20 protein-coding genes are annotated in these 21967 nt (G+C 74.4%); 4 read left to right on the plus strand and 16 right to left on the minus strand.

Annotation, left to right across the window (positions count from 1 at the left end; all coding sequences use genetic code 11):
• Positions 1-31: 31 nt before the first annotated feature.
• The 5 genes from AC5L3C_RS26160 to AC5L3C_RS26180 all read right to left on the minus strand — a co-directional run bounded on the left by AC5L3C_RS26160 (position 32) and on the right by AC5L3C_RS26180 (position 6404).
• Positions 32-1729 carry a VMAP-C domain-containing protein gene (locus tag AC5L3C_RS26160; protein ID WP_493651242.1) on the minus strand — a complete coding sequence of 566 codons (1698 nt, stop codon included), beginning with the start codon at positions 1727-1729 and terminating at the stop codon, positions 32-34.
• Positions 1726-2067, minus strand: coding sequence for a CU044_2847 family protein (locus AC5L3C_RS26165; RefSeq protein ID WP_125506647.1), 342 nt, complete (start codon positions 2065-2067; stop codon positions 1726-1728). Before AC5L3C_RS26165 ends, AC5L3C_RS26160 begins: the two co-directional genes overlap by 4 nt.
• An 85-nt stretch (positions 2068-2152) precedes the next feature.
• Positions 2153-3514 carry a carboxyl transferase domain-containing protein gene (locus tag AC5L3C_RS26170; protein WP_493651244.1) on the minus strand — a complete coding sequence of 454 codons (1362 nt, stop codon included), beginning with the start codon at positions 3512-3514 and terminating at the stop codon, positions 2153-2155.
• Entirely contained in the window at positions 3507-4967 is a 1461-nt protein-coding gene (locus AC5L3C_RS26175) for an acyl-CoA synthetase (protein WP_493651246.1), read from the minus strand. Before AC5L3C_RS26175 ends, AC5L3C_RS26170 begins: the two co-directional genes overlap by 8 nt.
• A 66-nt stretch (positions 4968-5033) precedes the next feature.
• Complete coding sequence (locus AC5L3C_RS26180) at positions 5034-6404, minus strand: SLC13 family permease (RefSeq protein ID WP_493651247.1); 1371 nt, start codon at positions 6402-6404, stop codon at positions 5034-5036.
• Between the two features lie 177 nt (positions 6405-6581).
• On the opposite strand from AC5L3C_RS26180, the gene AC5L3C_RS26185 reads away from it, so the two are divergent.
• Positions 6582-7292 carry a FadR/GntR family transcriptional regulator gene (locus AC5L3C_RS26185; RefSeq protein WP_493651248.1) on the plus strand — a complete coding sequence of 237 codons (711 nt, stop codon included), beginning with the start codon at positions 6582-6584 and terminating at the stop codon, positions 7290-7292.
• Between the two features lie 166 nt (positions 7293-7458).
• Here the strand turns inward: AC5L3C_RS26185 and AC5L3C_RS26190 are convergent, their stop codons facing one another.
• From AC5L3C_RS26190 to AC5L3C_RS26210, 5 genes are all read right to left on the minus strand, one after another.
• Positions 7459-8529 (minus strand): MerR family transcriptional regulator, encoded by a 1071-nt coding sequence (locus tag AC5L3C_RS26190; RefSeq protein ID WP_493651250.1) that lies wholly within the window; start codon positions 8527-8529, stop codon positions 7459-7461.
• Positions 8530-8615: 86 nt separating this feature from the next.
• Positions 8616-10085 (minus strand): sensor histidine kinase, encoded by a 1470-nt coding sequence (locus AC5L3C_RS26195; protein WP_493651252.1) that lies wholly within the window; start codon positions 10083-10085, stop codon positions 8616-8618.
• Positions 10086-10096: 11 nt separating this feature from the next.
• Positions 10097-10801, minus strand: a complete 705-nt coding sequence (locus tag AC5L3C_RS26200) for a response regulator transcription factor (RefSeq protein WP_125506657.1) — start codon at positions 10799-10801, stop codon at positions 10097-10099.
• A 50-nt stretch (positions 10802-10851) separates the two neighbouring features.
• Entirely contained in the window at positions 10852-11673 is an 822-nt protein-coding gene (locus AC5L3C_RS26205; RefSeq protein WP_493651253.1) for an ABC transporter permease, read from the minus strand.
• A complete protein-coding gene (locus tag AC5L3C_RS26210) occupies positions 11670-12602 on the minus strand; it encodes an ABC transporter ATP-binding protein (protein WP_493654028.1) in 933 nt (310 codons plus the stop codon). The genes AC5L3C_RS26205 and AC5L3C_RS26210 overlap by 4 nt, the downstream gene beginning before the upstream one ends.
• Before the next feature lie 259 nt (positions 12603-12861).
• Between AC5L3C_RS26210 and AC5L3C_RS26215 the strand changes: the two genes are divergently transcribed.
• Entirely contained in the window at positions 12862-13734 is an 873-nt protein-coding gene (locus AC5L3C_RS26215) for an ATP-grasp domain-containing protein (RefSeq protein WP_493651254.1), read from the plus strand.
• Here the strand turns inward: AC5L3C_RS26215 and AC5L3C_RS26220 are convergent.
• Entirely contained in the window at positions 13715-14326 is a 612-nt protein-coding gene (locus AC5L3C_RS26220; protein WP_493651255.1) for a hypothetical protein, read from the minus strand. The two genes, AC5L3C_RS26215 and AC5L3C_RS26220, sit on opposite strands and share 20 nt — an antisense overlap.
• A 222-nt stretch (positions 14327-14548) precedes the next feature.
• Between AC5L3C_RS26220 and AC5L3C_RS26225 the strand changes: the two genes are divergently transcribed.
• Together AC5L3C_RS26225 and AC5L3C_RS26230 are read left to right on the plus strand one after the other, a co-directional pair.
• Positions 14549-15322, plus strand: coding sequence for an IclR family transcriptional regulator (locus AC5L3C_RS26225; RefSeq protein ID WP_125506661.1), 774 nt, complete (start codon positions 14549-14551; stop codon positions 15320-15322).
• Positions 15319-16173, plus strand: a complete 855-nt coding sequence (locus tag AC5L3C_RS26230; RefSeq protein WP_493651257.1) for an SMP-30/gluconolactonase/LRE family protein — start codon at positions 15319-15321, stop codon at positions 16171-16173. The genes AC5L3C_RS26225 and AC5L3C_RS26230 overlap by 4 nt, the downstream gene beginning before the upstream one ends.
• A 28-nt stretch (positions 16174-16201) precedes the next feature.
• On the opposite strand, the gene AC5L3C_RS26235 is transcribed toward AC5L3C_RS26230, so the two are convergent.
• From AC5L3C_RS26235 to AC5L3C_RS26255, 5 genes are all read right to left on the minus strand, one after another.
• Positions 16202-17395 (minus strand): macrolide family glycosyltransferase, encoded by a 1194-nt coding sequence (locus tag AC5L3C_RS26235; RefSeq protein WP_125506663.1) that lies wholly within the window; start codon positions 17393-17395, stop codon positions 16202-16204.
• A 155-nt stretch (positions 17396-17550) separates the two neighbouring features.
• Entirely contained in the window at positions 17551-18957 is a 1407-nt protein-coding gene (locus AC5L3C_RS26240; RefSeq protein WP_493651259.1) for an FAD-dependent oxidoreductase, read from the minus strand.
• Positions 18947-20146, minus strand: a complete 1200-nt coding sequence (locus AC5L3C_RS26245; protein ID WP_493651260.1) for an MAB_1171c family putative transporter — start codon at positions 20144-20146, stop codon at positions 18947-18949. The genes AC5L3C_RS26240 and AC5L3C_RS26245 overlap by 11 nt, the downstream gene beginning before the upstream one ends.
• A 31-nt stretch (positions 20147-20177) precedes the next feature.
• Positions 20178-21362 (minus strand): MAB_1171c family putative transporter, encoded by a 1185-nt coding sequence (locus AC5L3C_RS26250; protein WP_493651262.1) that lies wholly within the window; start codon positions 21360-21362, stop codon positions 20178-20180.
• Positions 21359-21880 (minus strand): toxin, encoded by a 522-nt coding sequence (locus AC5L3C_RS26255; RefSeq protein ID WP_493651264.1) that lies wholly within the window; start codon positions 21878-21880, stop codon positions 21359-21361. Before AC5L3C_RS26255 ends, AC5L3C_RS26250 begins: the two co-directional genes overlap by 4 nt.
• Positions 21881-21967 lie beyond the last annotated feature (87 nt).

The following is a 21967-nucleotide window of genomic DNA, read 5'->3' on the forward strand; positions in this document are numbered from 1 at the left end:
GTCTCGGCGGGCGGTGGGCCCTGACGGGCGGTCAGGCGACGGGTGAGTGCAGCGGTGCGGGGGTCTCGGGGAAGCAGCGCGGGTCGTCCCACAGCAGCTGCACGTCGCCCGCCCAGTGCCCGTCCGCCTCGTCGTGGGCGTCCGCGGTCAGCCGCAGGGACAGCAGGTGGTGCGGCAGGTCGGCGGGCGGGACCCCGGCGACGGACGCGGTGAGCGCGTCGAGGAAGGCACCGCCCCCGCAGGGGCCCTCGTGGTCCGGTCCCGGGCAGCCCGCGCGGGGCCACAGCAGCACGGGGACGGGGACGTTCAGGCCGACCTCGAAGTGCTCGCGTGCGGCGTCGGGGGGAGAGGCGAAGCCGATCAGATCGGTGCCGTCGTCCCACAGCCGCTTGCGCAGACTGGGTCCCCGCTCCCGCGTGCCGCAGTCGATGCGGTGCACGGCCGCCGGACCGCCGTCCAGCTTCTGCCACTTCTTGTGCAGCTGATGGCGCATCCGCCCGCTGCGGTGGCGGGTGCGGTCCGCCACCACCAGCGGATAGGCGCAGCCGAGCGGAGTGGGGTCGTCCGCGCCGCACTCCCAGCGCGCCACCGGCTCGTTCAGCCAGCCGCGCGGGAGGACGAAGGCGAGCAACTCGTCGGCCCCCGGGGCGAGCTGGGTGACGGCCTGGTCGATGTGCTCCTGGACGAAGGCCCGTACGGCGGACCGCGGCAGCCGGCGGGCACCCACCGGGCGGCGCTGCCCGTCGCGGTACGCGGACACCTCCACGGTGACCTGGTCGGGGCCGGCCCCGCTGTGCTCGATCTCCACGACGATGGGCGACCAGGCCGGCGCGCGGCCCGGCGGCCGTTCCGGGGGCGTCCCGGGCGTCCCCGCCGCACCGCACCCGCTCTCCGCACCCTCCAGCAGTTCCCGCAGCCGGACGAGGAACTGCGGCACCGCCTCCGGTACTTCGAGCTGCAGATGGACCGCCAGGGACGCCAGGGACGCGAAACCGCCCGCGGGCAGATCGGGGCCGAGGGGGCCGACGGCGTCGGCGTACAGCCGGCCGGTGTCGGCCGTCCGGTTCTCCCGCTCGGCCCGCCGCACCAGGTGGTGCAGCTCCCTGAGCCGGGCCGGGGTGAGGTCCGGTGAGGGCACCAGCTCGCCCAGGCCGCTCCAGTAGCGGGCCATGACCTCGGTGGGCAGCATGCGCCCCACGCGACCGTCCCGGCCGCCCGCGATCGCCGTGACCATGCCGACCACCGAACCGTCGGGCAGCTGCACCGCCGCACCGCTGAAACCGTCGGCCAGCGGCTGTCCCTGTACGGAGACGGCCTCCAACTGCACCCACTCGCCCGCGATCAACGGACCCCGCGCCGCGCGGCAGTGCGCGATCGAACCCTCGTCGTACCCGCGCGGGAACCCGTACGCGGCCAGCTCGGGCGCGGGGGTCTCCCGTCCGGCGCCGGGCGGCGCGAAGACCGCCGGGGTGATCGGTACGTCCCGCTCCAGTTCCAGTACGGCCAAATCCCCGGGGTCGGTGACGCCGCCCCGCCAGCCGCCGTGGACGGCCACCCCGGCGGTGAGCTCCCCCAGGTCGGGCCGGTGCGGGAAGCTCACCGTCACCGCCGCCGTGCCGCTCGCCGCCACGACATGGGCGCAGGTGACCACTTGGCGGGCCGAGACGAGGAAGCCGGAGCCCACGGCCTTCCCGCACTGGATCCGGGTGTGCCAGGCCGCTCTGTTCATCGGCGGCCGCTGGCCTCACGGTCCGTCCCCGGCGCCCAGCTGAGCTTGACGACCAGATGTCCCTCCGCCGCTCCCTTGGCGATCACGGCACCGGCCTCCGCGGTGAGTTTCACCCCGAACTCCAGCTCCACCGCGTCCGGTCGCAGCGAGCCGTCGCGGAACACCCGCAGGGCGGACTCGGCGGCCGTCCGCACCCCCTCCAGGGCGCCCTCGAAGGTGCGCGCCGCCTGGGCCGGGGTGCCGTCCCGTGAGACGAGCCGGGCCCCGGACTCGTCCTCCACCCCCTCCACCACGACAGCGGCGCCGCTCTCGGTGGTGAACTGCATCAATCCGTCCATCGCGCGACGTGCCCCCGATTGTGTACGACTGCGTGAAGCCTTGCGTGAACACCCCATGCTACGCACGGCGTTCACCCGGTGACGGTCAACCGCCCGACTTCACCCATCCGTCACCGCCGGTGCCCACGATCCCGCGCACCACGCCCAGCTCCACCAGGTCCTGCGGCCGGATGCGGAGCTGAGCGGCCGTCTCCTCCACCTGCTCCGGCGGCCGTTTGAGGATGGCCGCCGCGAGGTCCGGGGCGATCACCGAGAAGTAACTGTCCGGTGTGACCCAGGTGTTGCCGGGCGCCGCCAGGGCCAGCGCGCCGCCGGAGCCGCCCTCCCCGACCACCAGCGTGGTGACGGGGGTGCGGGCGGCGGCCACGGCGCCGAACAGGTCGGCGATCGCGGCCCCCGCGCCCTGCCGCTCCACCTCCGCGTCGTTGGCCGCGCCCGGGGTGTCCACCAGCGTCAGCACCGGGATGCCGAGCCGGCCGGCGAGCCGGACCAGCCGGGCGGCCGTGCGGTACCCGGCGGGACGGGTGGCCGCCCCGGTCTGCGCCGCGAAGGCGACCGTACGGCCCTGGTGTTCGCCGAAGCCGCAGAGCATTCCGTCGGGATCCGTGCCGCCGCAGCGGTCGCCGCCGATCGTGACGCGGGAGGTGAAGTAGGCGTCCAGATAGGCGGCGGCGCGGGGGCGGCGGGGGGAGCGGGCGCGGCGGACCGCCTCCCAGCCGGTGTCCGGCAGGTCCGCCGCGCCCAGGGCGGGCGGCGGCGGGGCCGGCGCGGTGGAGGGGCGGGTCAGCAGGCGCAGCCAGCGGCCCAGGGTGTCCCGCAGCTCCTCGGGGCGGACCACCGCGTCCGCCGCGCCCGCCGCGACCTGCGCCTCGGCCGTGTACGCCGCCGGGTCCGCGTCCGCCGGCCGCACCCGGGACCCGGCGAACCCGACCTGGGCGCCGGGCAGCGCCAGGACGACGTCGGCGCCCGCGCCCAGGGTGGCCCACCCGCCGCCGGTCGTCGGGTCCCGCAGGACCGCGATCTGCGGCAGCCCGGCCTCCCGGGTGAGCGCGGACGCCCGCGCCACCCGCTGGAGCTGGGTGAGCGCGAGCATGCCCTCCTGCATCCGGCTCCCCCCGGTGGCGACCAGCGGCACCACCGGCAGCCGGTCCGCGCGCGCCCGCGCGTACGCGGCCTCCAGACGGTCGCCGGTGCGCTCGCCCAGGGAGCCGCCGAGGAAGCCGAACTCGAAGGCGACGACGACCGCCCGGGTGCCGCCGATGCTCGCGGTGCCGCAGATCACGGACTCCTGCTCGCCGGTGTGTTCGGCGGCGCGGGCGCGGGCGGTGTCGTAGCCGGGCCAGCCGAGCGGGCCGTCCGGCGGCGACGGCCGGTCCGGACAGGACAGCTCGGTGAAGTCGTCGGCGAGGGCGGCGACGGCCTCACGGGCGGAGAAGCGGTCAGCCACGGGCCAGCGCCCGTTTCATGATCTTGCCCATGTCGTTGCGGGGGAGGGCCTCGAGATGGTGCAGGACGCGCGGGCGCTTGTGCGGGGCCAGGCGCCCGGCCACATGGTCGGCCAGCTCGTCCAGCGCGGGCGGGGACAGCGGGTCCGCCGGCACCACCCACGCCACGATCCGCTCGCCCAGGTCGTCGTCCGGCTCCCCGGTGACCGCGGCCTCCCGCACGCCCGGGTGCTCCAGCAGCGCGTTCTCGATCTCCCCCGCGCCGATCTTGTAGCCGCCGCTCTTGATCAGGTCGGTGGCCTTGCGGCCGACGATGCGGACATAGCCGTCGGCGTCGCGCACCGCCATGTCGCCGGTGCGGAACCAGCCGTCGGGGGTGAAGGCCCGGGCCGTGGCGTCCGGCCGGTTGAGGTACTCGGTGAACAGGTTCGGCCCGCGCACCTGGATCTCGCCGACCGTCTCACCGTCGTACGACGTCACCGGCGAGCCCTCCTCGTCCACCAGCCGCAGCTCCACGCCCGGCAGCGGCACGCCCACCGTGCCGGGGCGGGCCTCGCCGTCCGCGCGGACGGCGGTGTTCATCAGCGTCTCCGTCATGCCGTACCGCTCCACGACCCGGCGTCCGGTCGCCGCCCCGATCCGCTCGTGGTCGTGCACGGGCAGCGCGGCGGAGCCCGACACCAGCAGCCGCGCCCCGGCCAGCGCCGCGGCCAGGTCCGGCGCGCCGGGCAGCGCCTCGGCGACGCGGTGGTACATCGTCGGCACCCCGAACAGCATGGTCGCGCCGTCGTTCAGCTCGCGCGCCACGCCCTCGGTGGTGAACCTGCCCAGATGGCGCACCGAGCCGCCCCGGCGCAGCGGGCCGAGCGTGCCGAGCACCAGGCCGTGCACATGGAACAGGGGCAGCCCGTGCACCAGCACGTCCTCGCCGGTCCACTGCCAGGCGTCGGCGAGGGCGTCCAGGGTGTGGGCGATCGCGCGCCGGGGGATGACGGCGCCCTTGGGCGGGCCGGTGGTGCCGGAGGTGTAGACGATCAGCGCCGGGTCCTCCGGGTCCCGGGCGCGGTCGTCGGGGAGGGAACCCGGGGCCGCCGCCCCGGCCGACGGGTCGACGTCGAGCCGGGGCAGGGCGGCCAGGGGGGCGGGCAGCTGCTCGCCGGGGGCGGCGAGCACCAGGTCGGGGGCGCTGTCGGAGAGGATGTGCCCGAGCTCCTTGGCGCCCGACTTCGGGTTGAGCGGCACGACGGCCTGCCCGGCGAGCAGCGCCGCGGTGACCGCGACCGCGGTCTCCATCGTGGGCGTGGCCCACACGGCGACCCGGCGCACCTCCTTCAGGCCCCCGGCCACCGCGCCCGCCGCGGCGGCGAGCTCCCGGTAGGTCAGTGAGCGCTCACCGAAGCGCAGGGCGGGCCGGTCGGCCGGGCCGTCGGTCAGAGCCGGGAAGAGAGAGGACACGCGTCATGCTCCTTCTGTGGAACTGCTGTCGTTCGAAGGCTGTCAGGTGCTCGGGCCGTCGGCGACCTACCCCCAGCCGGGCACGACCATGACCAGCCACACCACCGCCGGGACCGCCGCGACGACGATTCCGCCGTACGCCATCAGCTGCCGGAAGAAGCGGTCACGGTCCACGTCGGGAGCGGCGGCCAGGACCAGTGCGCCGTTCGTGGAGAACGGGCTGACGTCCACCACCGTCGCCGACACCGCGAGCGCCGCCACCATGCCGACGGCCCCGATCTCGCCCTGGGCGAGGAACGGCACGGCCAGCGGGATGAGCGCGCCCATGATCCCGACGGAGGAGGCGAACGCCGACACGATCCCGCCGATGTAGCAGAGCAGCACCGCGGCGAGCAGCGGGACACCGATGCCGCCGACGCCCTCACCGGCCCAGGTGATGGTGCCCATCTCGTCCAGGACACCGACGTAGGTGAGCACACCGCAGATCAGCAGGACCGTGGGCCAGGCGATCTGGCCGACCGCCTTGCGGCTGTCCTCCGGCCAGGCGGTGCTCAGCACCACGGCGAGGGTGATGGCGGTGAGACCGGCGTCCAGGTCGAAGCCGAGGACGGCGACGACGAGGGCGACCAGACAGACGAGGGTGGCGATGACGGGAACGGTGGGCGCGACGGCCGCGGGGGCGTCGGGGAGGGTGCCCACCGTGGTGGGGGCCGGGGCGGTACGGGTTCCGGTGCCGCCCGTCCCCGGGGCGCCGGAGCCGCCGCCACCGCCGGAGTCCTTCCCTCCCGGCGCCTCGGCCGGGCCCGCACCGATGTCGGTCACGGCCCCCTGGCGCCACAGCTTCAGCCCGCCGCAGACGACGAAGACCACCACGGCGATGGCGAAGTTGGCCAGCAGCGAGGCGAGGAACAGCGTGATCTCGCTGCCGGGGAGACCCTCGCGGTCGACGATGCCGTTGACGATGGAGCCGTAGATGCTGATCGGCGAGAAGCCGCCGGCCTGGGCGCCGTGCACCACCAGCGCGCCCATGAGCAACGGGCTGATGTGGTACCGCGCGGCGAAGCTCAGCGCGATGGGCGCGACGATCGCGACCGCGGCCGGGCTGACCGCGCCGATCGCGGTGAGCGCGCCGGTGAGGGCGAACATCACCCAGGGGATGAGGGCCACCCGCCCGCGCACCAGCCGGACGGCCGCGTACACCAGCCAGTCGGTGGTGCCGTTGGCGCGGGCGATGGCGAACAGATAGGTGACGCCGACCAGGACGACGAACAGATCGCCCGGGAAACCGGCGAAGACGCCGTCCGCGTCGAGGTCGGCGACGAGCGTGCCGACCCCGAACGCGGCGGCGAAGGCCAGTGCGCCCATGTTGACGGAGCGGGTGGTGGCGATGACGAACACCACCGCCAGGACGAGAACGGAGATGAGTTCGGGGGACATGCGGGCTCCCGAGTGGCCGAGTGGATGAACCACTTGTCGCTGGAGGGGGGTGGTCCGGTTGGCTGGAAAGCGTGCGGTGCGCGGGAGGTGCCGTCAAGGGGTCGCGCAGAAATTGGTTCAGCCACTTGGCCATTTCGGTCGCGCCCGGTGCTAGTCTCCCGACGAGAGGGGGACCCCGTGACCGACGCCCTGCGCCCCATGACGAAACAGCGCCTGTACGAACAGGTGCTGGACCGATTGCGCCAGTACGTCACCGAGGGCGGCCTGCGGGCCGGCGACCGCCTGCCGCCCGAACGGGACCTGGCCCAGCGGCTCGGGGTCAGCCGGGCCTCCGTGAAGCAGGCGATCGTGGTCCTGGAGGTCCAGGGCCTGGTCGAGGCCCGGCACGGCGGCGGCACCTACCTGGTACGGGACAGCCTCGACGTCGAGCCGGTCGACCGCATGGTGGAACGCCGCCGGCGCCTCCCGGACGTGCTGGAGGCCCGGGAGGCGCTGGAGACGAAGCTCGCCGAACTCGCCGCCGAGCGCCGCACGGACGACGACCTCGCCGCGATGCGGGCGGCGCTCGCGCACATGGCGGAGGAGATCGAGGCGGGCGGCGGCGGTGTGGAGGGGGACCGGCGGTTCCACGCGGCGGTGACGGCGGCGGCGCACAGTGGGCTGCTGGCGGATTTCATGCGGTCGATCGCCGAGCAGATCGCCGAGAGCCGCAACGAGTCGCTGCGTCAGCCGGGGCGGCCGCATCGGTCCCTTGCGCAGCATCAGGCGATTCTCGACGCGATTGCGGAGGGGCGGGGCCGGCAGGCCGCCGCGGCGATGCGCAGGCATGTGCGGACGGTGGCGAAGGTGCGGTTGCTGGACTGGGACCCGGAGGCGGAGGAGCGGTAGCCGCGGGTGCGCCGGGGGCGGGGGCGGGTGCACCGGTGTGGTTGCCGGCCGGGGGTGTTCGCGCAGCCCGGCGCTTGCGGGGTGCCGTCGCGCCCACCCGTGCCGCCCTGGGGGTACCTCCCAGGCCCTTAAGGCACTGGGGGAGGCACGACTGCCCGCGGGAGCGCTAGGCCGTTGTCACCACGTCTGCTACTACGCAGGCGATGTTGTCCGGGCCGCCTGCTGTGTTGGCCTGGGCGATCAGGGTGTGGACCGCTTCGGCGGGGGTAGGGGACGTGGTCAGCAGGGTGGTGATCGTGTCGTCGGGGACGGCCCTCGGGAGGCCGTCGGAGCACAGGAAGTAGCGGTCGCCCGGCTGGGCGTCGTGGAGGCGCAGGTCGGGGGAGGACGTGGTGGCCTCCGTACCCGTGAGGGCCTTCAGCAGGAGGGTGCGCTGGGGGTGGGAGACCGCTTCCTCCGGGGTCAGCCGCCCCTCGTCCAGCATCGACTGGACCACCGTGTGGTCATGGGTGATGCGGAACAGCTCCCCCTCCCGCAGCAGATACGCACGCGAGTCGCCGATGTGCACCAGCGCCAGGCGGGAGCCCGTCCACAGCAGGGCGGTCAGCGTGGTGCCCGCCTCCGCCGAGCCGTCCGCCGCGTCCCGGACCGCCTGCGCGGCCCCCTGCACCGCGTCCTCCAGGAGGTTCAGCACCCCGCCCGCCGGTATCTCCCGCGTGTCGAGGAACCGCAGCGCCTCCACCGCCGCGCTGCTCGCCGGCGCCCCCGCCGGGCCGAAGCCGTCGGCCACGGCGAGCAGACGCCCGCCCGCGTACGCCGCGTCCTGGTTGGCGGGCCGGACCAGGCCCCGGTCGGTGTGGGCGCAGTAGCGCAGCTCCAGTGTGCTCATGGCGGTGTCCCTTCTCGATGCTTGCGTCAGGTGATCGACAAGGAACGCGGCGAGGTCCCGCCGTACCGCCGTCTCCGCCTCCACCCGGGCCCAGTACGCCCGGATCTCCACGGCGGCGGCAGCGTCGTCCAGCGAGCGGACCCGGCGGATCTCGGCCAGCGGCATGCCCATGCGGCGCAGCCACGCCACCAGACGGGCCTGCTCCAGCTGCTCGACCGCGTAGTAGCGGTAGCCCGTGTCCGGGTCCACCCGGGCGGGGCGCAGCAGGTCCAGCTCGTCGTACAGGCGCAGGGCCTTGGGGGACAGCCGGCACGCCTTCGCGAAGGCGCCGATCGTCAGCATGTCCATATCCCCGTCCTCCTGCGTGCTGCTGCGTCTTCCGCGTTCCGCCATCGATGCTGGGGCTTCCCCGAAGGTGAAGGTCAAGCGCCGGTTCATCCGTGGTGCGGCGGAAGGAGGATACGGAACGTGGCGCCCTCGCCCGGGGCCGTGCTCAGCTCCACCCGGCCGTGGTGGGCCGTCACCAGGGACCGCACGATCGCCAGGCCCAGCCCCGCGCCCCCGTCCCCGGTGCGGCTGCGGGCGGCGTCGGCGCGGTAGAAGCGGTCGAATACACGGGCGGCCTGGTCGGCGGACATGCCCGGCCCCTCGTCGTGCAGTTCCAGGACGGCCAGCCCGTCGCGCGTGCCGACCCCGATACGGACCGGGGTGCCGGCCGGGGTGTGGGCGACCGCGTTGCCGACGAGGTTCGACGTCACCTGCCGCAGCTTCGCCTCGTCGCCCAGCACCGGCGCGCCGCCGGGCGGGCCGCCGCCGGGCCCGGTCAGGGTGACGGGCCGCCCGGGGTCGAGGGCGCGCAGGTCGTGCAGCGCGTCGGCGGCCAGCGTGCGCAGGTCCATGGGGGTGAGCCGCAGCGGCGGGTCCGCGGCGGACGCGGGCTCGTCGAGCCGGGCGAGCAGCAGCAGGTCCTCGACCAGCCGGATCAGCCGTCCCGCCTCCCGCTCGACCCGGCCCATCGCGGCGTCGACATCGGCGCGTTCGGGCATGCCGCCCATCCGGTACAGCTCGGTGAACCCCTTGATGCCGAACAGCGGGGTACGCAGCTCATGGCTGGCGTCCGCGAGGAAGCGGCGCATCTGCTCCGCCGCGGCCGCCCGGGCGGCGTCGCCCTCCTCGATCCGGTCCAGCATGCCGTTGAGCACCCCGGTCAGCCGGCCCAGCTCGGTGCGCGGGTCGGCGGGCCCGGGCACCCGGCTGGACAGGTCGCCGTCCGCGATGGCCGCCGCGGTGGTCTCGATCCGCCGCAGCGGACGCAGCCCGACCCCCACCGCGAACCAGCCCGCCGCGCCGAGCAGCACCAGCACGAGCGTGTTGATCACCAGCACCCGCGTGCCGAGCTGCCGGATCGTCGCGTCGACCTGGGCGAGCGAACCGGCGACCACGACGCTCCCCCCGTCCGCCTCCGGTCCTTCGAGCGGCAGGGCGACCGCCCGCCAGGCCGGTCCGCCGTCCCGGGCGGGCACCTCGAAGGCCCGCCCGTCGCGCGCGGCGACGGCCGCCGAGTCCAGCTCCGGCAGGACCGGGGGGTTCGCCACGGCCGGCCGGACCGTGCGCCGTTCACGGCCGTCCGGGTCCAGGTGGACGACATGGATGTCGCCGGTCAGCCGCTGCTCCACGCTCTGCCGCGCCTGCGGGGTCAGGTCACGCGCCAGGTCGGCCAGGCCGGCGAAGCGCGAGGTGACCGTGGCGGCGGTGCGCAGCCGGTCGTCCAGCTGCCCGACCAGGTCCCGTTGCAGCAGCGTCACCACCAGCGCGCTGCCGCCGAGCAGCGCCATCACGAGCAGCGCCAGCGAGATCGCCAGCAGCCTCCCGCGCAGCGAGACCCGGCCGCGCAGCGCCCCCACCCCGCCCCACCTCACGGCCGGGGCCTGCGCAGCACGTACCCGGTGCCGCGCACCGTGTGGATGAGCTTCGGGTCGTCCTGGTCCACCTTGCGGCGCAGATAGCTGATGTAGGAGGCGACGATGCTGTCGTCACCGCCGAAGTCGTAGTGCCAGACCAGCTCCAGCAGCTGGGCCTTCGACAGCACCTGACCGGCGTTCTCCATCAGCACCCGCAGCAGGCTGAACTCGGTCGGCGAGAGCTGCACCGGCCGCCCGTCCCGCATCACCTGGTGGCTGTCGGGGTCCAGCTCCAGCGTCCCGACGACCAGCCGCCCGTCCGCCGGACGGCCGCCGGTGCGGCGCAGGATGGCGCGGATACGCAGCACCAGCTCCTCCAGGTTGAACGGCTTGGTCAGATAGTCGTCACCGCCCGCCCTGAGCCCGCCGATCCGGTCCTCGGGCGCGTCCCTGGCGGTGAGGAACAGCACCGGCGGATGCCCCGGAGGCGCGGCGGAGTGCTGCTCGCGCAGCCGCCGTACCACCTCGAAGCCGTCGAAGTCCGGCAGCATCACGTCCAGCACGATCAGGTCCGGGCGCCGCTCCCGCACCGCCGCCAGCGCCTCCGCCCCCGTCTCCACCGGCACCACGTCGAACCCGGCCAGCCGCAGGCTCGCGGACAGCAGCTCCCGCAGGGTCGGTTCGTCCTCCACCACCAGCAGCCGTTCGGATGCCGTCATCCGTCCACTCCCGCCTTGATCGCCGGCCTCCAGTGTCCAGGGTCCGCGCGCTACGCGTCCCGCCTGCGGAAGGCGGCGAACGCGGCGACGAGCAGGACCGCCACACAGACCGCCATCATGGAGAGACCGGGCCAGGGGGCCAGCAGGTCCGGGTCGCGGTAGCCGGTGACGATCTGCCCGCCGGCGATGGGCGGCCAGTACTTCACCGTCCAGTCACCGAGCGCCCCGGGCAGCGCCGGAGCGAAGCCCCGCACGATCAGCATCACGCCGAACAGGGTCGTCACCGTCGCCGTCGTGCTGCGGATCACCGTGCCGGTCGCCAGCCCGAACAGCGCGGCCAGCGTCAGATACAGCGCCCCGCCGAGGACGGCGCGCAGCGACCCCGGATCGGACAGGGCGACATGCGGGGCGCCGGCGTCCGCCAGCGCCGACTGCCCGACCAGGAACCCGCCGAGACAGATCAGCAGCGCCACCGGCAGCGCGACCGCGATCAGCGTCACGGCCTTGGCGGCCAGCACCCGGGTCCGCCGCGGTACGGCGGTCAGCGTGCCGACGATCGTACGGGCGCCGTACTCGGAGGTGACCACCAGCGCGCCCAGCAGGCCGAGCGAGACCTGGGCGAGCAGATAGCCGCGCAGACTGATCGCCAGCGGGTCGAAGGAGGCGCGGTCGGCCGCGCTCAGGTTTGGGTACTCGTCGCCGGCGGCCGTGCCGCCCAGTGCCGCCAGCCCGATGCCGAAGGCCACCGTGCCCAGGACGACGGCGAGGGTCGACCGCATCGTACGGATCTTGATCCACTCGGCGTGCAGACAGTGCACGAACGTCGCCCGGCCCGCCGCGGGCGCCGGGGCGCTCATGGTGCTCGCGCTCATCGGACCGTCTCCTTCGCCCCGTCGGGTGCGTGTTCCGTGTGGTACTCGACGACATCGCGGGTCAGGTCCATGAAGGCCTGCTCCAGGGACACCTGACGCGCGGTCAGCTCGTGCAGCTCCACCCCGCCCGCCGAGGCCAGCGCGCCGATCTCGGCCGTGTCGAGACCGGTCACCACCAGTCCGTCCGCGCCGTCCTCGCGCACCTGGACCGCCGCGGACAGCATCCGCCGCAGCGCGGCCGCCTGCGGGCTGCGCACCAGGACCTCCCGGCCGGAGCGGGCGTCGATGAACGCCCGCATGGCGGTGTCCGCGACCAGCCGTCCGCGGCCGATGACGATGAGATGGTCGGCGGTGAGCTCTATCTCGCTCATCAGGTGGCTGGACATCAGCACCGCGCGTCCCTCGGCCGCCATCCGCCGCATCAGCCCGCGGATCCAGACGATGCCCTCCGGGTCGAGGCCGTTGAGCGGTTCGTCGAAGACCAGCACCGGGGGGTCGCCCAGCAGCGCCGCCGCGATGCCGAGCCGCTGCCGCATGCCCAGCGAGAAGGTGCCGGTCCGGCGCCGGGCGACCCCGTCGAGCCCCACCTCCGCCAGCACCTCGGCCACCCGCCGGCGCGGGATGCCGTTGGAGGCCGCGAGGGCCAGCAGATGGTGCCGGGCGGTACGGCCGGGCAGCACCGCGCCCGCGTCCAGCAGCGCGCCGACCGCCCTGAGCGGCGCCGGGTGGTCGGCGTAGGGGCGGCCGCCGACGGTGGCGGCGCCGGACGTGGGGGCGTCCAGGCCCAGGATCATCCGCAGCGTGGTCGACTTGCCGGCGCCGTTGGGGCCGAGGAACCCGGTCACCTCCCCGGGGCGGACGGCGAACGTCAGGTCGTCGACGGCCAGGACCTCGCCGTAGCGTTTGGTGAGTCCGCGGACTTCGATCACAGTCACTCCAGAACCGATGGTGGGTGTGCGGGGTGCGCGCGCCGTCGGACCGCCGCGCACCACCCACCGTGGGCGGGCCGTCTGGACCGGTCTGGGCGTTTCTGAACGCCCCCTGGGAACCCCCGCCACGGGCCGCCGGAAAACCGCAGGTCACGGCGGACCGGCCGGCGGGACGGCGGCCGAATTCACACAGAACTCCCAGAAACCGAACTGCTAGCCTGCACGTCGATCGACTGTTCGTACGAGGAAGTGAGTCGCCGTGCCCCGTATCGCGCTCGTCACCTGCGCACCCGGCCCCGACGTGGCCGAGGACCGCGATCTGCCGGCCCTGGTGCGGGCGCTGGAGGACGCCGGGGCGCGGGCGTCCGCCGAGGTGTGGGACGACGACCGGGTGGACTGGGCGGCCTTCGACCTCGTCGTGATCCGCTCCACCTGGGACTACAGCTGGCGGGCGGCGGAGTTCACCGCGTGGGCCGAGCGGTGCGCCGCGGTCACCCGGCTGGCCAACCCGGCCGACGTGGTGCGGTGGAACACCGACAAGCGGTACCTCGCCGACCTCGCCGGCGCCGGGGTGCCCGTCGTGGACACCCGCTACCTGGCCCCCGGCGACCCTCTCGACCTCCCCGGCGACCACGAGTACGTCGTCAAACCGGCCTCCGGCGCCGGCGCCCGGTTCGCCGCCCGCTACACCCCCGACGAGCACGCCACGGCCGTACGGCACCTGGAGCGCATGCACGCCGACGGGCTCACCGCGATGGTGCAGCCCTATCTGCGCGCCATCGACACCACCGGGGAGCGGGCACTGCAGTACTTCGGCGGGACCCTGCTGCACGCCAGCCGCAAGGGCCCCGTCCTCGCCCAGGGCACCCCCTACGACCAGCGCAAGACCGCCCACCCCGGACTCACCGAGTGGACGCCGAGCCTGGAGGAGGCCGCGATCGCCAGGAAGGCGATGGCCTGCGTGCCGGGCCGGCCCGAGTTGCTGTACGCGCGCGTCGACCTGGTGGACGGGGACGACGGCCGGCCCCGCGTGATGGAGCTGGAGCTCGTCGAACCGAACCTGTTCCTGTGGCTGCACCCCGAGTCGATGCCGCGCGTCGTGGAGGACGTCCTCAAGGCCGCTTCTCGCTGACCGCCGTACGCTGCAGCAGCCCCCACGTGAACTCGGCGACGACCTCGTGCCGTACCCCCGCCGCGTCCGGGGCCGTGAAGGCCAGCCCCCACCGGGTCGGTGCCGTGCCCTCGAGCGGGCGGGCCGGGGCGAAGGCGCGGGCCGCCTCGTCCACCGTGCAGGACCAGGGCGTGAGGTCCTCCACCGTGCGCAGCACCGGCGGCCGGGCGCCCGGCGCCCGGACCAGCCACGCGTTCCACACCGCGCCGCCGGCCGCCGGGGTCAGCACCTCGAAGCGCAGCGCGGGCCACAGCGGCAGCCGCCACAGCCACGCCTCGCAGTCCAGGTCGCCGATCCGGCGCGGGGCGCGCGACTCCGGCTCGCCCAGCACGGACCGGTACCGGGACAGGGCCGGCCGGGAACGCGGCGAGCGGACCATCGCCTGCCAGCGCTTGTTGGCCTCGCGCATCTCGGTCAGGGAGGCGCCCAGCTCGCGCCGGGCGTCCTCCACCGGCCCGGGATTGTGATCGGCCATGCGGCGCAGCAGCACGAGCTGGAAGTCGCGCGGGGTGAAGGGCTCAGTGGGGCGTCGTCCGGTGGGCACGGAACCCATCGTCGCCCACCGGGGGCCCGCCCGGGCGGCGGCCGTCGCCCGAGGACGAGCAGCGGCCGCGGGATGCGACGGGGGGCGCTGCTCGCGACGGCTCGCGCGCCGGCGGCTCACCCATTGCCCCTTGGTGCGGGCTGCGACTAGCCTGTGTTCGTCATGCCGATCGCCTGTTGAAATATCGAACGCATCGCAGGCGCCTGAGACACATTAGGGAGGGGGCAGGTCGTGGGACGCCTCGTACCAGCCGTGACCCGGGCTCTCGACATACTCGAGCTCTTCCTCGACGGGGACGGCACGCTCTCCGCCCCCGACATCGTGCGCAGGCTCCAGCTGCCGCGCACCACCGTCCACGAGCTGGTGACCACGCTCGCCGCCCGCAAGTACATCGTCCCCGTGGCCGGCCAGCCCGGACGCTACCGGCTCGGCGTGCGCCCGTACCAGCTCGGCGCCCGCTACGCCGAGCAACTCGACCTCGCCGCCGAGGGCCGGCAGGTCGCCCGGTCCGTCGCCGAGACCTGCGACGAGACGGTGCACGTGGCGATCCTGGAGGACACCGACGTCATCTACATCGCCAAGGTCGACTCCACCCACGCGGTGCGGATGGTCTCGGCGGCCGGGCGCAGGCTGCCCGCGCACTGCACCTCCGTCGGCAAGATGCTGCTGGCCTCCCTTCCCGAGCAGGAACTCGGCGCGCGCCTCCCCGACGGAGCGGAGCTGCCCGCGATGACCCCCAACAGCATCACCGACCCGGCCGTGCTGCGCGAGACGCTCGCGGAGATCCGGACCCGGGGCGTCGCCGTGGAGAGCCGCGAGTCCAACCCGGACGTCTCCTGCGTCGCCGCGCCCGTGCGCGACCGCACGGGGCAGGTGGTCGCCGCACTGTCCATCTCCGTACCGATGAGTCGCTGGAGCGACGAACGCCTGGGCGAGCTGGAGCAGCTCGCCGTGAAGGGCGCCGCCGAACTGTCCGAACGCCTGGGCCACCGGAGTGCCGCATGACGAACACGTACGAGGTCGCCGTCCGCGAGGAGGCCACCCTGGGGGAGGGCCCCACCTGGGACCCGGCCACGGGCCGGCTGCTGTGGATCGACATCCTCGGCTCCCGCGTCCACACCTACGACCCCGCCACCGGCCGGCGCACCGTGCGCCGTACCGAGCAGCACGTGGGCGCCGCCAAACCCCGCGCGGGCGGCGGTCTCGTCCTCAACCTGCGCGACGGCATCGGCCTGGTCGACCCCGACGACACCTTCCGCTGGCTGCACTACGAGCCCGTGCCCGGCCGCCGCGGCAACGACGCCGCCGTCGCCCCCGACGGCAGCCTCTTCGCGGGCACCATGCGCTACGACGAGGCACCCTGCGGCGGCACCCTGTCCCGCGTCACCGGCGACGGCACGGTCAAGGTCCTCCTCGACGACGTGGCCGTGAGCAACGGCACCGGCTGGAGCCCCGACGGGCGGCTGATGTACTACATCGACTCCCCGACCCGCCGCGTCGACGTCTTCGACGTCGGTGAGGCGGACGGCCGGATCAGCAACCGGCGCTCGTTCGCGGCGATCGAGGAGGGCGCGGGCTTCCCCGACGGGCTGTGCGTCGACGCGGAGGGCTGTGTGTGGGTCGCGCTGTGGGACGGGGGCGCGGTACGCCGGTACACGCCCTCCGGCACGCTGGACCGCGAGATCCGCCTGCCCGTACCGCTGGTCACGGCCTGTGCGTTCGGCGGCCCCGACCTGACGGACCTCTACATCACTACGGCCCGGGTGGGCCTGACCGCCCCCCACCCCCTGGCGGGCTCCGTCCTGGTCGTCCCGGGAGCCGGCAAGGGCGTCGCTCAGCCCGCGTTCGCGGGCTGAGCGCGGGGAGCGGCCGGTCGTCGCCCTCCTACTTCATCAGCTGCTCGATGGCGTCGGCCGCCGCGGAGGCGCCACCGGCCGCGCGGAACGACTCGGCCATGTCCGCCAGGGCCGCCCTGATGTCCTTGTCCCGGTGCACGGCGAGCGCGGCCTCCCGCAGCACCGGGGCGGTCCGCTCCTCCAGGGTGACGCCCAGACCGAGCTCCCGCAGCCGGCGCGCGTTGCCCACCTGCTCCGGCGTCTGCGGCACGGCGACCGTGGGCACCTGGTGGTGAACCGCTTCCATGGTGGAGTTCATGCCGGCGTGGGTCACGAACACGTCGGCACGCTTGAGCACGTCGAGCTGGGGGAAGTAGGGGCGGATCTCGAAGTTGTCGGGTATGCGCCCGAGTTCGGCCGGCTCGACACGGTCTCCGACAGCCATCGCCACGTGCCACTCGGTGTCGCCGAATGCCTCGATGCAGAGGCGGAAGAACTCCGGGTTCTGGTTCATCATCGTCCCGAGGGAGATGAACAACAGGGGTGTGCCCGCCGACGGCGGCTCCCAGCTGCCGGACTCGGTACGGGTGTACTCGGACGGCCCGACGAAGACGTAGCGGTCGTCGAAGGTGTCGCCCGCGTACTGGAACTCCCGGGGCACACAGACGACGCAGAGTTCGTGGGGAACACGGGTGAGGATGGTGCCCAGGGTCCCGGTGACACCGAAGGCCGAGGTGTACTTGCGCACCCGGGCCTCTGCAGCGGCGGACGAAGCGGCCAGCCGGTCCGGGTCGGGAACGAACTCCTGCAGCGGTGAGTAGTGCTCGTTCGCCGCGAACGAGGGCCGTATCTGCACGGCGGGCACACCGAGCATTCCGGCCAGGGTCACACCGGCCAGGGAGTTGGCGTCGTAGCAGATCACATCCGGCGGATCGGCGGCGAACCCTTCGCGCAGGATCGGCAGTTCGCGCTCCGTGTGCGCGAGGACAAGGTCGGTGATCATCGCCACGATGTCCGTGTCGGGCCGGCGCAGGGCGCTCTCACCCGACTTGCCCTGGTGCTGGAACTCGGCGTCGGGCAGCGGTAAGTGGCGGGCCCCGGCCCGCCGGACGGCGTCGGCGAAGGCCGCGCTGGCCGCGTAGGTGACGCGGTGTCCTCTCCTGACCAGTTCGGCCACCCAGGGCAGTGTCGGATTGATGTGACCGCTGCCGTCGCGGCCGATGAAGGCGATGTGCTGTTGCATCCGGTGATGACCCCATCCCGGTCGGAGAGCGTGACGTACCCGGTGAGCGGCGGCCGCGCAGGAACCCCCACGGCCACCTCTTTCGCCGCCGCCGCCCCCGTCATCGTCCGCGCCCCGCGCAAGCCCGGACAACAGACGTCCGGGCAGCCCCCGGGTCACATCCCCGAGCGATCCAGTGACCGCAGCAGTGCCCGTTCGCTCGTCGTCATCGGCGGCTCGGTGGACGGCGGCAGCGGGGACCCGGCGAGGGCCGCAAGGACCGCCCCGGGGCGGAACATCCGCGTCGGGGCCGCCCGCAGGCTCGTGACCTCCCAGATCACCGACGCCGCCGCGTACGACCCCGTCGCCGCCTTCATCATGCGACGCGAGTACGCCGACACCACCCGGTCGGCCACCGTCGGCGCGCCGCCCCGCACCCCCGGGTACATGACGTCCTGGCTGACGGCCACCGACCACGCCGCGTCCGCCGCCCGCGCCGTACCCCGCAGCACCCGCCGCGCCAGCCCCGGCGTGCCGAGACCACCGGGCGAGCGGGCCAGCTCACGGCCGAGCACCCGCGCCCCGAACGCGGCCACCGACATCCCGTGCCCGTACGCCGGGTTGAACGTGGCCAGCGCGTCCCCCAGCACCACGAACCCCTCCGGCCAGCGCGGCAGCTTCTCCAGATACCGCCGCACATTGCTGGTCGAGCGGCTCAGATGCACATCGCCCAGCGGCTCCGCCCCGGAGATCAGCCGCCCCACGATCGGGTCGGGCAGGTCCAGCGCGTACCGAAGGAACCCCTCCGGGTCGGCCGGCGGCTCGCCCCCGCGCGATCCGCCGCAGCTCACCAGCCAGCGGCCGCCCTCGATCGGCAGGACCATCGCGCTCCGGCCCGGCCGGGAGACGTACGGATTGGCCTGCACCATCGTCAGCGGGAACCGTTCCGCCCCCTCCGGCACCCGGTAGAGGCGCGAGGCGTTCACCAGCCCGGAGTCCACGGCCCGCTCCCGCACCCCGGTCAGCCCGAGCCCGCCCAGCCAGCTGACCACCCGGGTGCCGCGCCCGCTCGCGTCGACGACCAGGTCCGCCTCGAGATCCGTGTCCCCGCCGGGCGCCGCGACGCGCACCCCGCGCACCCGCCGGGCGGAACCGGTCAGACCGACCACGGCCGCCTTGCGGATCTCCACGGCTGCCTGCTCCCGTACGGTCTCCCGCAGCACCCAGTCCACCAGCGCGCGGCTGCACGTCAGCATGGCCGGGCCCGCGCGCCGCCAGCGCCGCAGCCAGCCGTCGGGGGTGAGGGCGAGCATGCCCGAGCTGAGCGGTATCTCGTGCGCCCCGGCGGCGAGTAGCCGCCCCCGCAGCCCCGCGTCCGGCAGCAGCTCCTCCATGGCTTCCAGGCCGCCCGCCATGAGCAGATGCGCGTGCCGCCCCTGCGGCAGCCCCCGGCGGTGCTCGGGCCCCTCGGGCAGCTCGTCCCGGTCCAGCACGATCACCTCGTCCGCCCCCGCGGCGGACAGCACGGCGGCGGCCAGCATGCCGGCGAGACCGGCACCGATGACGACAGCTCTACGCGACATGGGGTTCCTCGGGTTCGGTCCTGGATCCGGTCAGGGAGGACGGCACGGCACCGTCGGAGGCGGCGCCCGCGCCGGGCTGCCCGCGCAGCGCCTCGGCCAGCTCCACCAGTCCGCCGGTGCCGGAGACCTCGGTGGCGTGCAGCCGGTAGCTGCAGCCCGTCTGGGGTGGTTCCTCGCGGGCGGCGGCCCGCCGCGCCGCGTCGGCGAGCATCGCCGCCTCCGCCGCGAGCCGCGACTCGTGGGGTGAGCGGCCCGCGCGCAGGGAGCGGTCCCGCACCCGCTCGCGCACCCGGTGGTCGAAGTACGGTGCCAGCGCCAGCAACGCGTCGTGGATCGACACCTCGCGCCACTGCAGCCGCGCCTGGGGCAGCTGCCACCAGTCGGTCGGCGGCTTGGGCGCGGTGGACGCCGACCTCACCAGGGACCACAGCGGGGCCAGCCGCCGGTGGTCGCCCAGCGCCCGCCACTGGGCGACCGCGGACGGCAGCAGATACCCGGCCGAACACAGCAGCGCGGCCAGCGAGGCCATCGGCGGGGCCACCGTGGTGGACAGGAAGTCGAGGTCGTGGCCCGTCCAGCGCGCCACGATCGCCGTGTACTTGGCCGCCTGGAAGCCCAGCACGTCCAGCAGCGCGCCCACCAGGATCAGCCGCAGCCCGGCCCGCAGCGGACCGCCGACCTCGCGCCCCCACTTGACGCAGAGGGCGCACATCACCAGCATCGCCGCGCTGTGCCCGACCAGGTACAGCAGGATCATCTCCCGCATGAACGGCGTGCTCGCGTAATAGGTGTCGAGGTCCGTCAGCCGCTCGGTGTCCGCCTCGGCGAGCACGAACAGCACGACGATCGCCACTACCAGCAGACCGTAGGCGGCGACGGTGCGCAGCACCCTGCGCCGCACCCGCGCACGCGGACCGCCCCGCCAGTTGATCAGCAGCACCAGCACCGCGCAGCTGTACGCGGAGAGCATGCCGTAGGTCAGCGGTGCCCCGAAGTTGGGGACGCCGGTCAGCTCGTTGACGGTGGACAGGGTGGCCGGGGCGGCGCACACGAAGACCAGCGCCCCGAGCACGATCGCCACACAGGTGGAGACCAGCAGCGGGTTGCGCATGGCCCTGCGCGGGCGGCGCAGCAGCAGCGCGGAGGTCATTCCGAAGACGAAGGCCGCCAGATAGACGACGAGGCTCACGACGGCCCCCTTCTCACTTCCGCACCCCGGTTCACACGGTCCCCGCCGTCGTCGTCCCGCTCGGCACGGCGGAGGCGGCGGGCACCGGGCCGGCGCCGGCCAGGGCGTCGGCGATCCGCGCCAGCACGGCGGGACCGGGCACCCGGTCCGGGAACCGGCCGTCCGTGCCGGGCGGCGGGGCCGGCCGGTCCGGGTCCGCCTCCTGCCGCAGCGCCGCGGTGATCACCGCGGCCCACGCGGCGGCCTCGGACCGCTCCGGATCGCCCGTGGTGACCAGTGCGCACGCCCGGGTCCGGTCGAACAGGTCCTGGTCGAAATAGGCGTCCAGATGGCTCAGCGCGTTGTGGATGCTGGTCTGGCGCCACATCAGCCGGGTGGTCGGGGAGGCGAACCGGGGCCGCGGCAGCCGCAGGGCCCGGCGGGTCAGGAGATCGTCCAGCGCGTCCTCCAGCGGCCCGAGCCGGGCGTACGTCCGGCCGGCCTGCCGCCACTCGCCCAGCCGGGGCGCCGTCAGCGGCACCAGCACGCCGACGACCGTCAGCAGGGCACCGAGTCCCGCGGCGGCCGGGGAGACGGTGGTGCTCAGCGCCGACCAGTCCCGTCCGGACCAGCGGGCCCCCACCGCGATCAGCTTGGCCACGCTGTAGCCGCCCCCGCACAGCGAACCGGCCCCGAGCAGCAGCAGCCCCGCCCGCAGCCGGCCCCGCACCCGGCGCGCCCAGCGCAGTGAGGAGACCGCGGTGACCGTCACGGTGATGAGGTGCGCCAGCAGGTACAGCACGATCATCTGGGCCATGTACGGGGTCGTCGCGTAGTACGTGTCCAGGTCGGTCCGGCGCTCCACGGGCGCCTCACCGAGGGCGAAGGTCACCGCGATGCCGAGGACGACCACGGCGTAGGCGAGCAGCCAGCGGCGGGCGGTGCGGCGCACCCGGGGCCCGCCGCGCCAGTGCACGATGAGGACCTGCGAGGCGGCGCAGTACCCGGTGATCGCCGCATAGGTGACCGGCGCCGCCAGGTTCGGCACCCCGCCGAGCCGGTTGACGGCGCCCACCGTCGGCGGCGCCCCGAGGAAGAAGCACAGCCCCGCCAGGCCCAGCACCGCGCAGATCGCCCGCAGGTACGGATCGCGCCGGTGCCGCAGCAGATCGGGCGCCTTCACCAGCAGGCCGAGCCACAGCACCCCGCAGCTGACGTAGTTGATGAGGCCGTTCATCTCTTCGTCCCGCGGTAGTTGAGCGCGGCCCCGATGCGTCCGGCGAGGTCCTGCGGGTCCGCGGAGCCGGCGCCGCCCGGGGCGTACACCGGGTCGGCGGACGCGTCGAGCCAGGTGCGCAGCCGGCGCCCCATCAGCATGCCGAAGCGGTCCGCCTCCTGCTCCTCGGCCAGACTGAAGTCGGTGCGGGCGGCGACGGGCAGGGACCCGCCGGCGCCCTGCGCGGCCGGCTCCCGGCGGCTCATGTGCCACACCTCGTGGCAGAAGATCACGATCTGGTGCCACACGGCGGCCCGCTCGTCCACCACCACGTCGTCGTGGCCCTCCCGCTCCAGCCACAGTCCGCTAGCGGTGTGCGGGGGGAACGCCGCCCGGTGCACCACCACTTCACGTCCGCGCCAGGCGCTGACGGAGCCGACGAGCGCGTCGAACAGCACCTCGGGATCGGCCGGCACCTCCACCCGGATGGGGTCGATGAGGGCGTCAGCGAGACGACGCATCTCCTTCCTGGTACGCACCGCTGTCTCCCTGTTCCCCTGGGCGTGGCTCGGTCACTTGTGCAATATGCCAAGGTGTGGGCCCTCCCGGCCAGTTGAACGTGGCGC

The organism is Streptomyces speibonae, from assembly GCF_984686075.1.

Coding starts and splice junctions, on each gene's coding strand:
- AC5L3C_RS26160 (WP_493651242.1), bottom strand. CDS start 1,729: ATGAACAGAGCGGCCTGGCACACCCGGATCCAGTGCGGGAAGGCCGTG.
- AC5L3C_RS26165 (WP_125506647.1), bottom strand. CDS start 2,067: ATGGACGGATTGATGCAGTTCACCACCGAGAGCGGCGCCGCTGTCGTG.
- AC5L3C_RS26180 (WP_493651247.1), bottom strand. CDS start 6,404: ATGTCCCCCGAACTCATCTCCGTTCTCGTCCTGGCGGTGGTGTTCGTC.
- AC5L3C_RS26190 (WP_493651250.1), bottom strand. CDS start 8,529: ATGGACATGCTGACGATCGGCGCCTTCGCGAAGGCGTGCCGGCTGTCC.
- AC5L3C_RS26200 (WP_125506657.1), bottom strand. CDS start 10,801: ATGACGGCATCCGAACGGCTGCTGGTGGTGGAGGACGAACCGACCCTG.
- AC5L3C_RS26205 (WP_493651253.1), bottom strand. CDS start 11,673: ATGAGCGCGAGCACCATGAGCGCCCCGGCGCCCGCGGCGGGCCGGGCG.
- AC5L3C_RS26220 (WP_493651255.1), bottom strand. CDS start 14,326: ATGGGTTCCGTGCCCACCGGACGACGCCCCACTGAGCCCTTCACCCCG.
- AC5L3C_RS26230 (WP_493651257.1), top strand. CDS start 15,319: ATGACGAACACGTACGAGGTCGCCGTCCGCGAGGAGGCCACCCTGGGG.
- AC5L3C_RS26235 (WP_125506663.1), bottom strand. CDS start 17,395: ATGCAACAGCACATCGCCTTCATCGGCCGCGACGGCAGCGGTCACATC.
- AC5L3C_RS26240 (WP_493651259.1), bottom strand. CDS start 18,957: ATGTCGCGTAGAGCTGTCGTCATCGGTGCCGGTCTCGCCGGCATGCTG.
- AC5L3C_RS26250 (WP_493651262.1), bottom strand. CDS start 21,362: ATGAACGGCCTCATCAACTACGTCAGCTGCGGGGTGCTGTGGCTCGGC.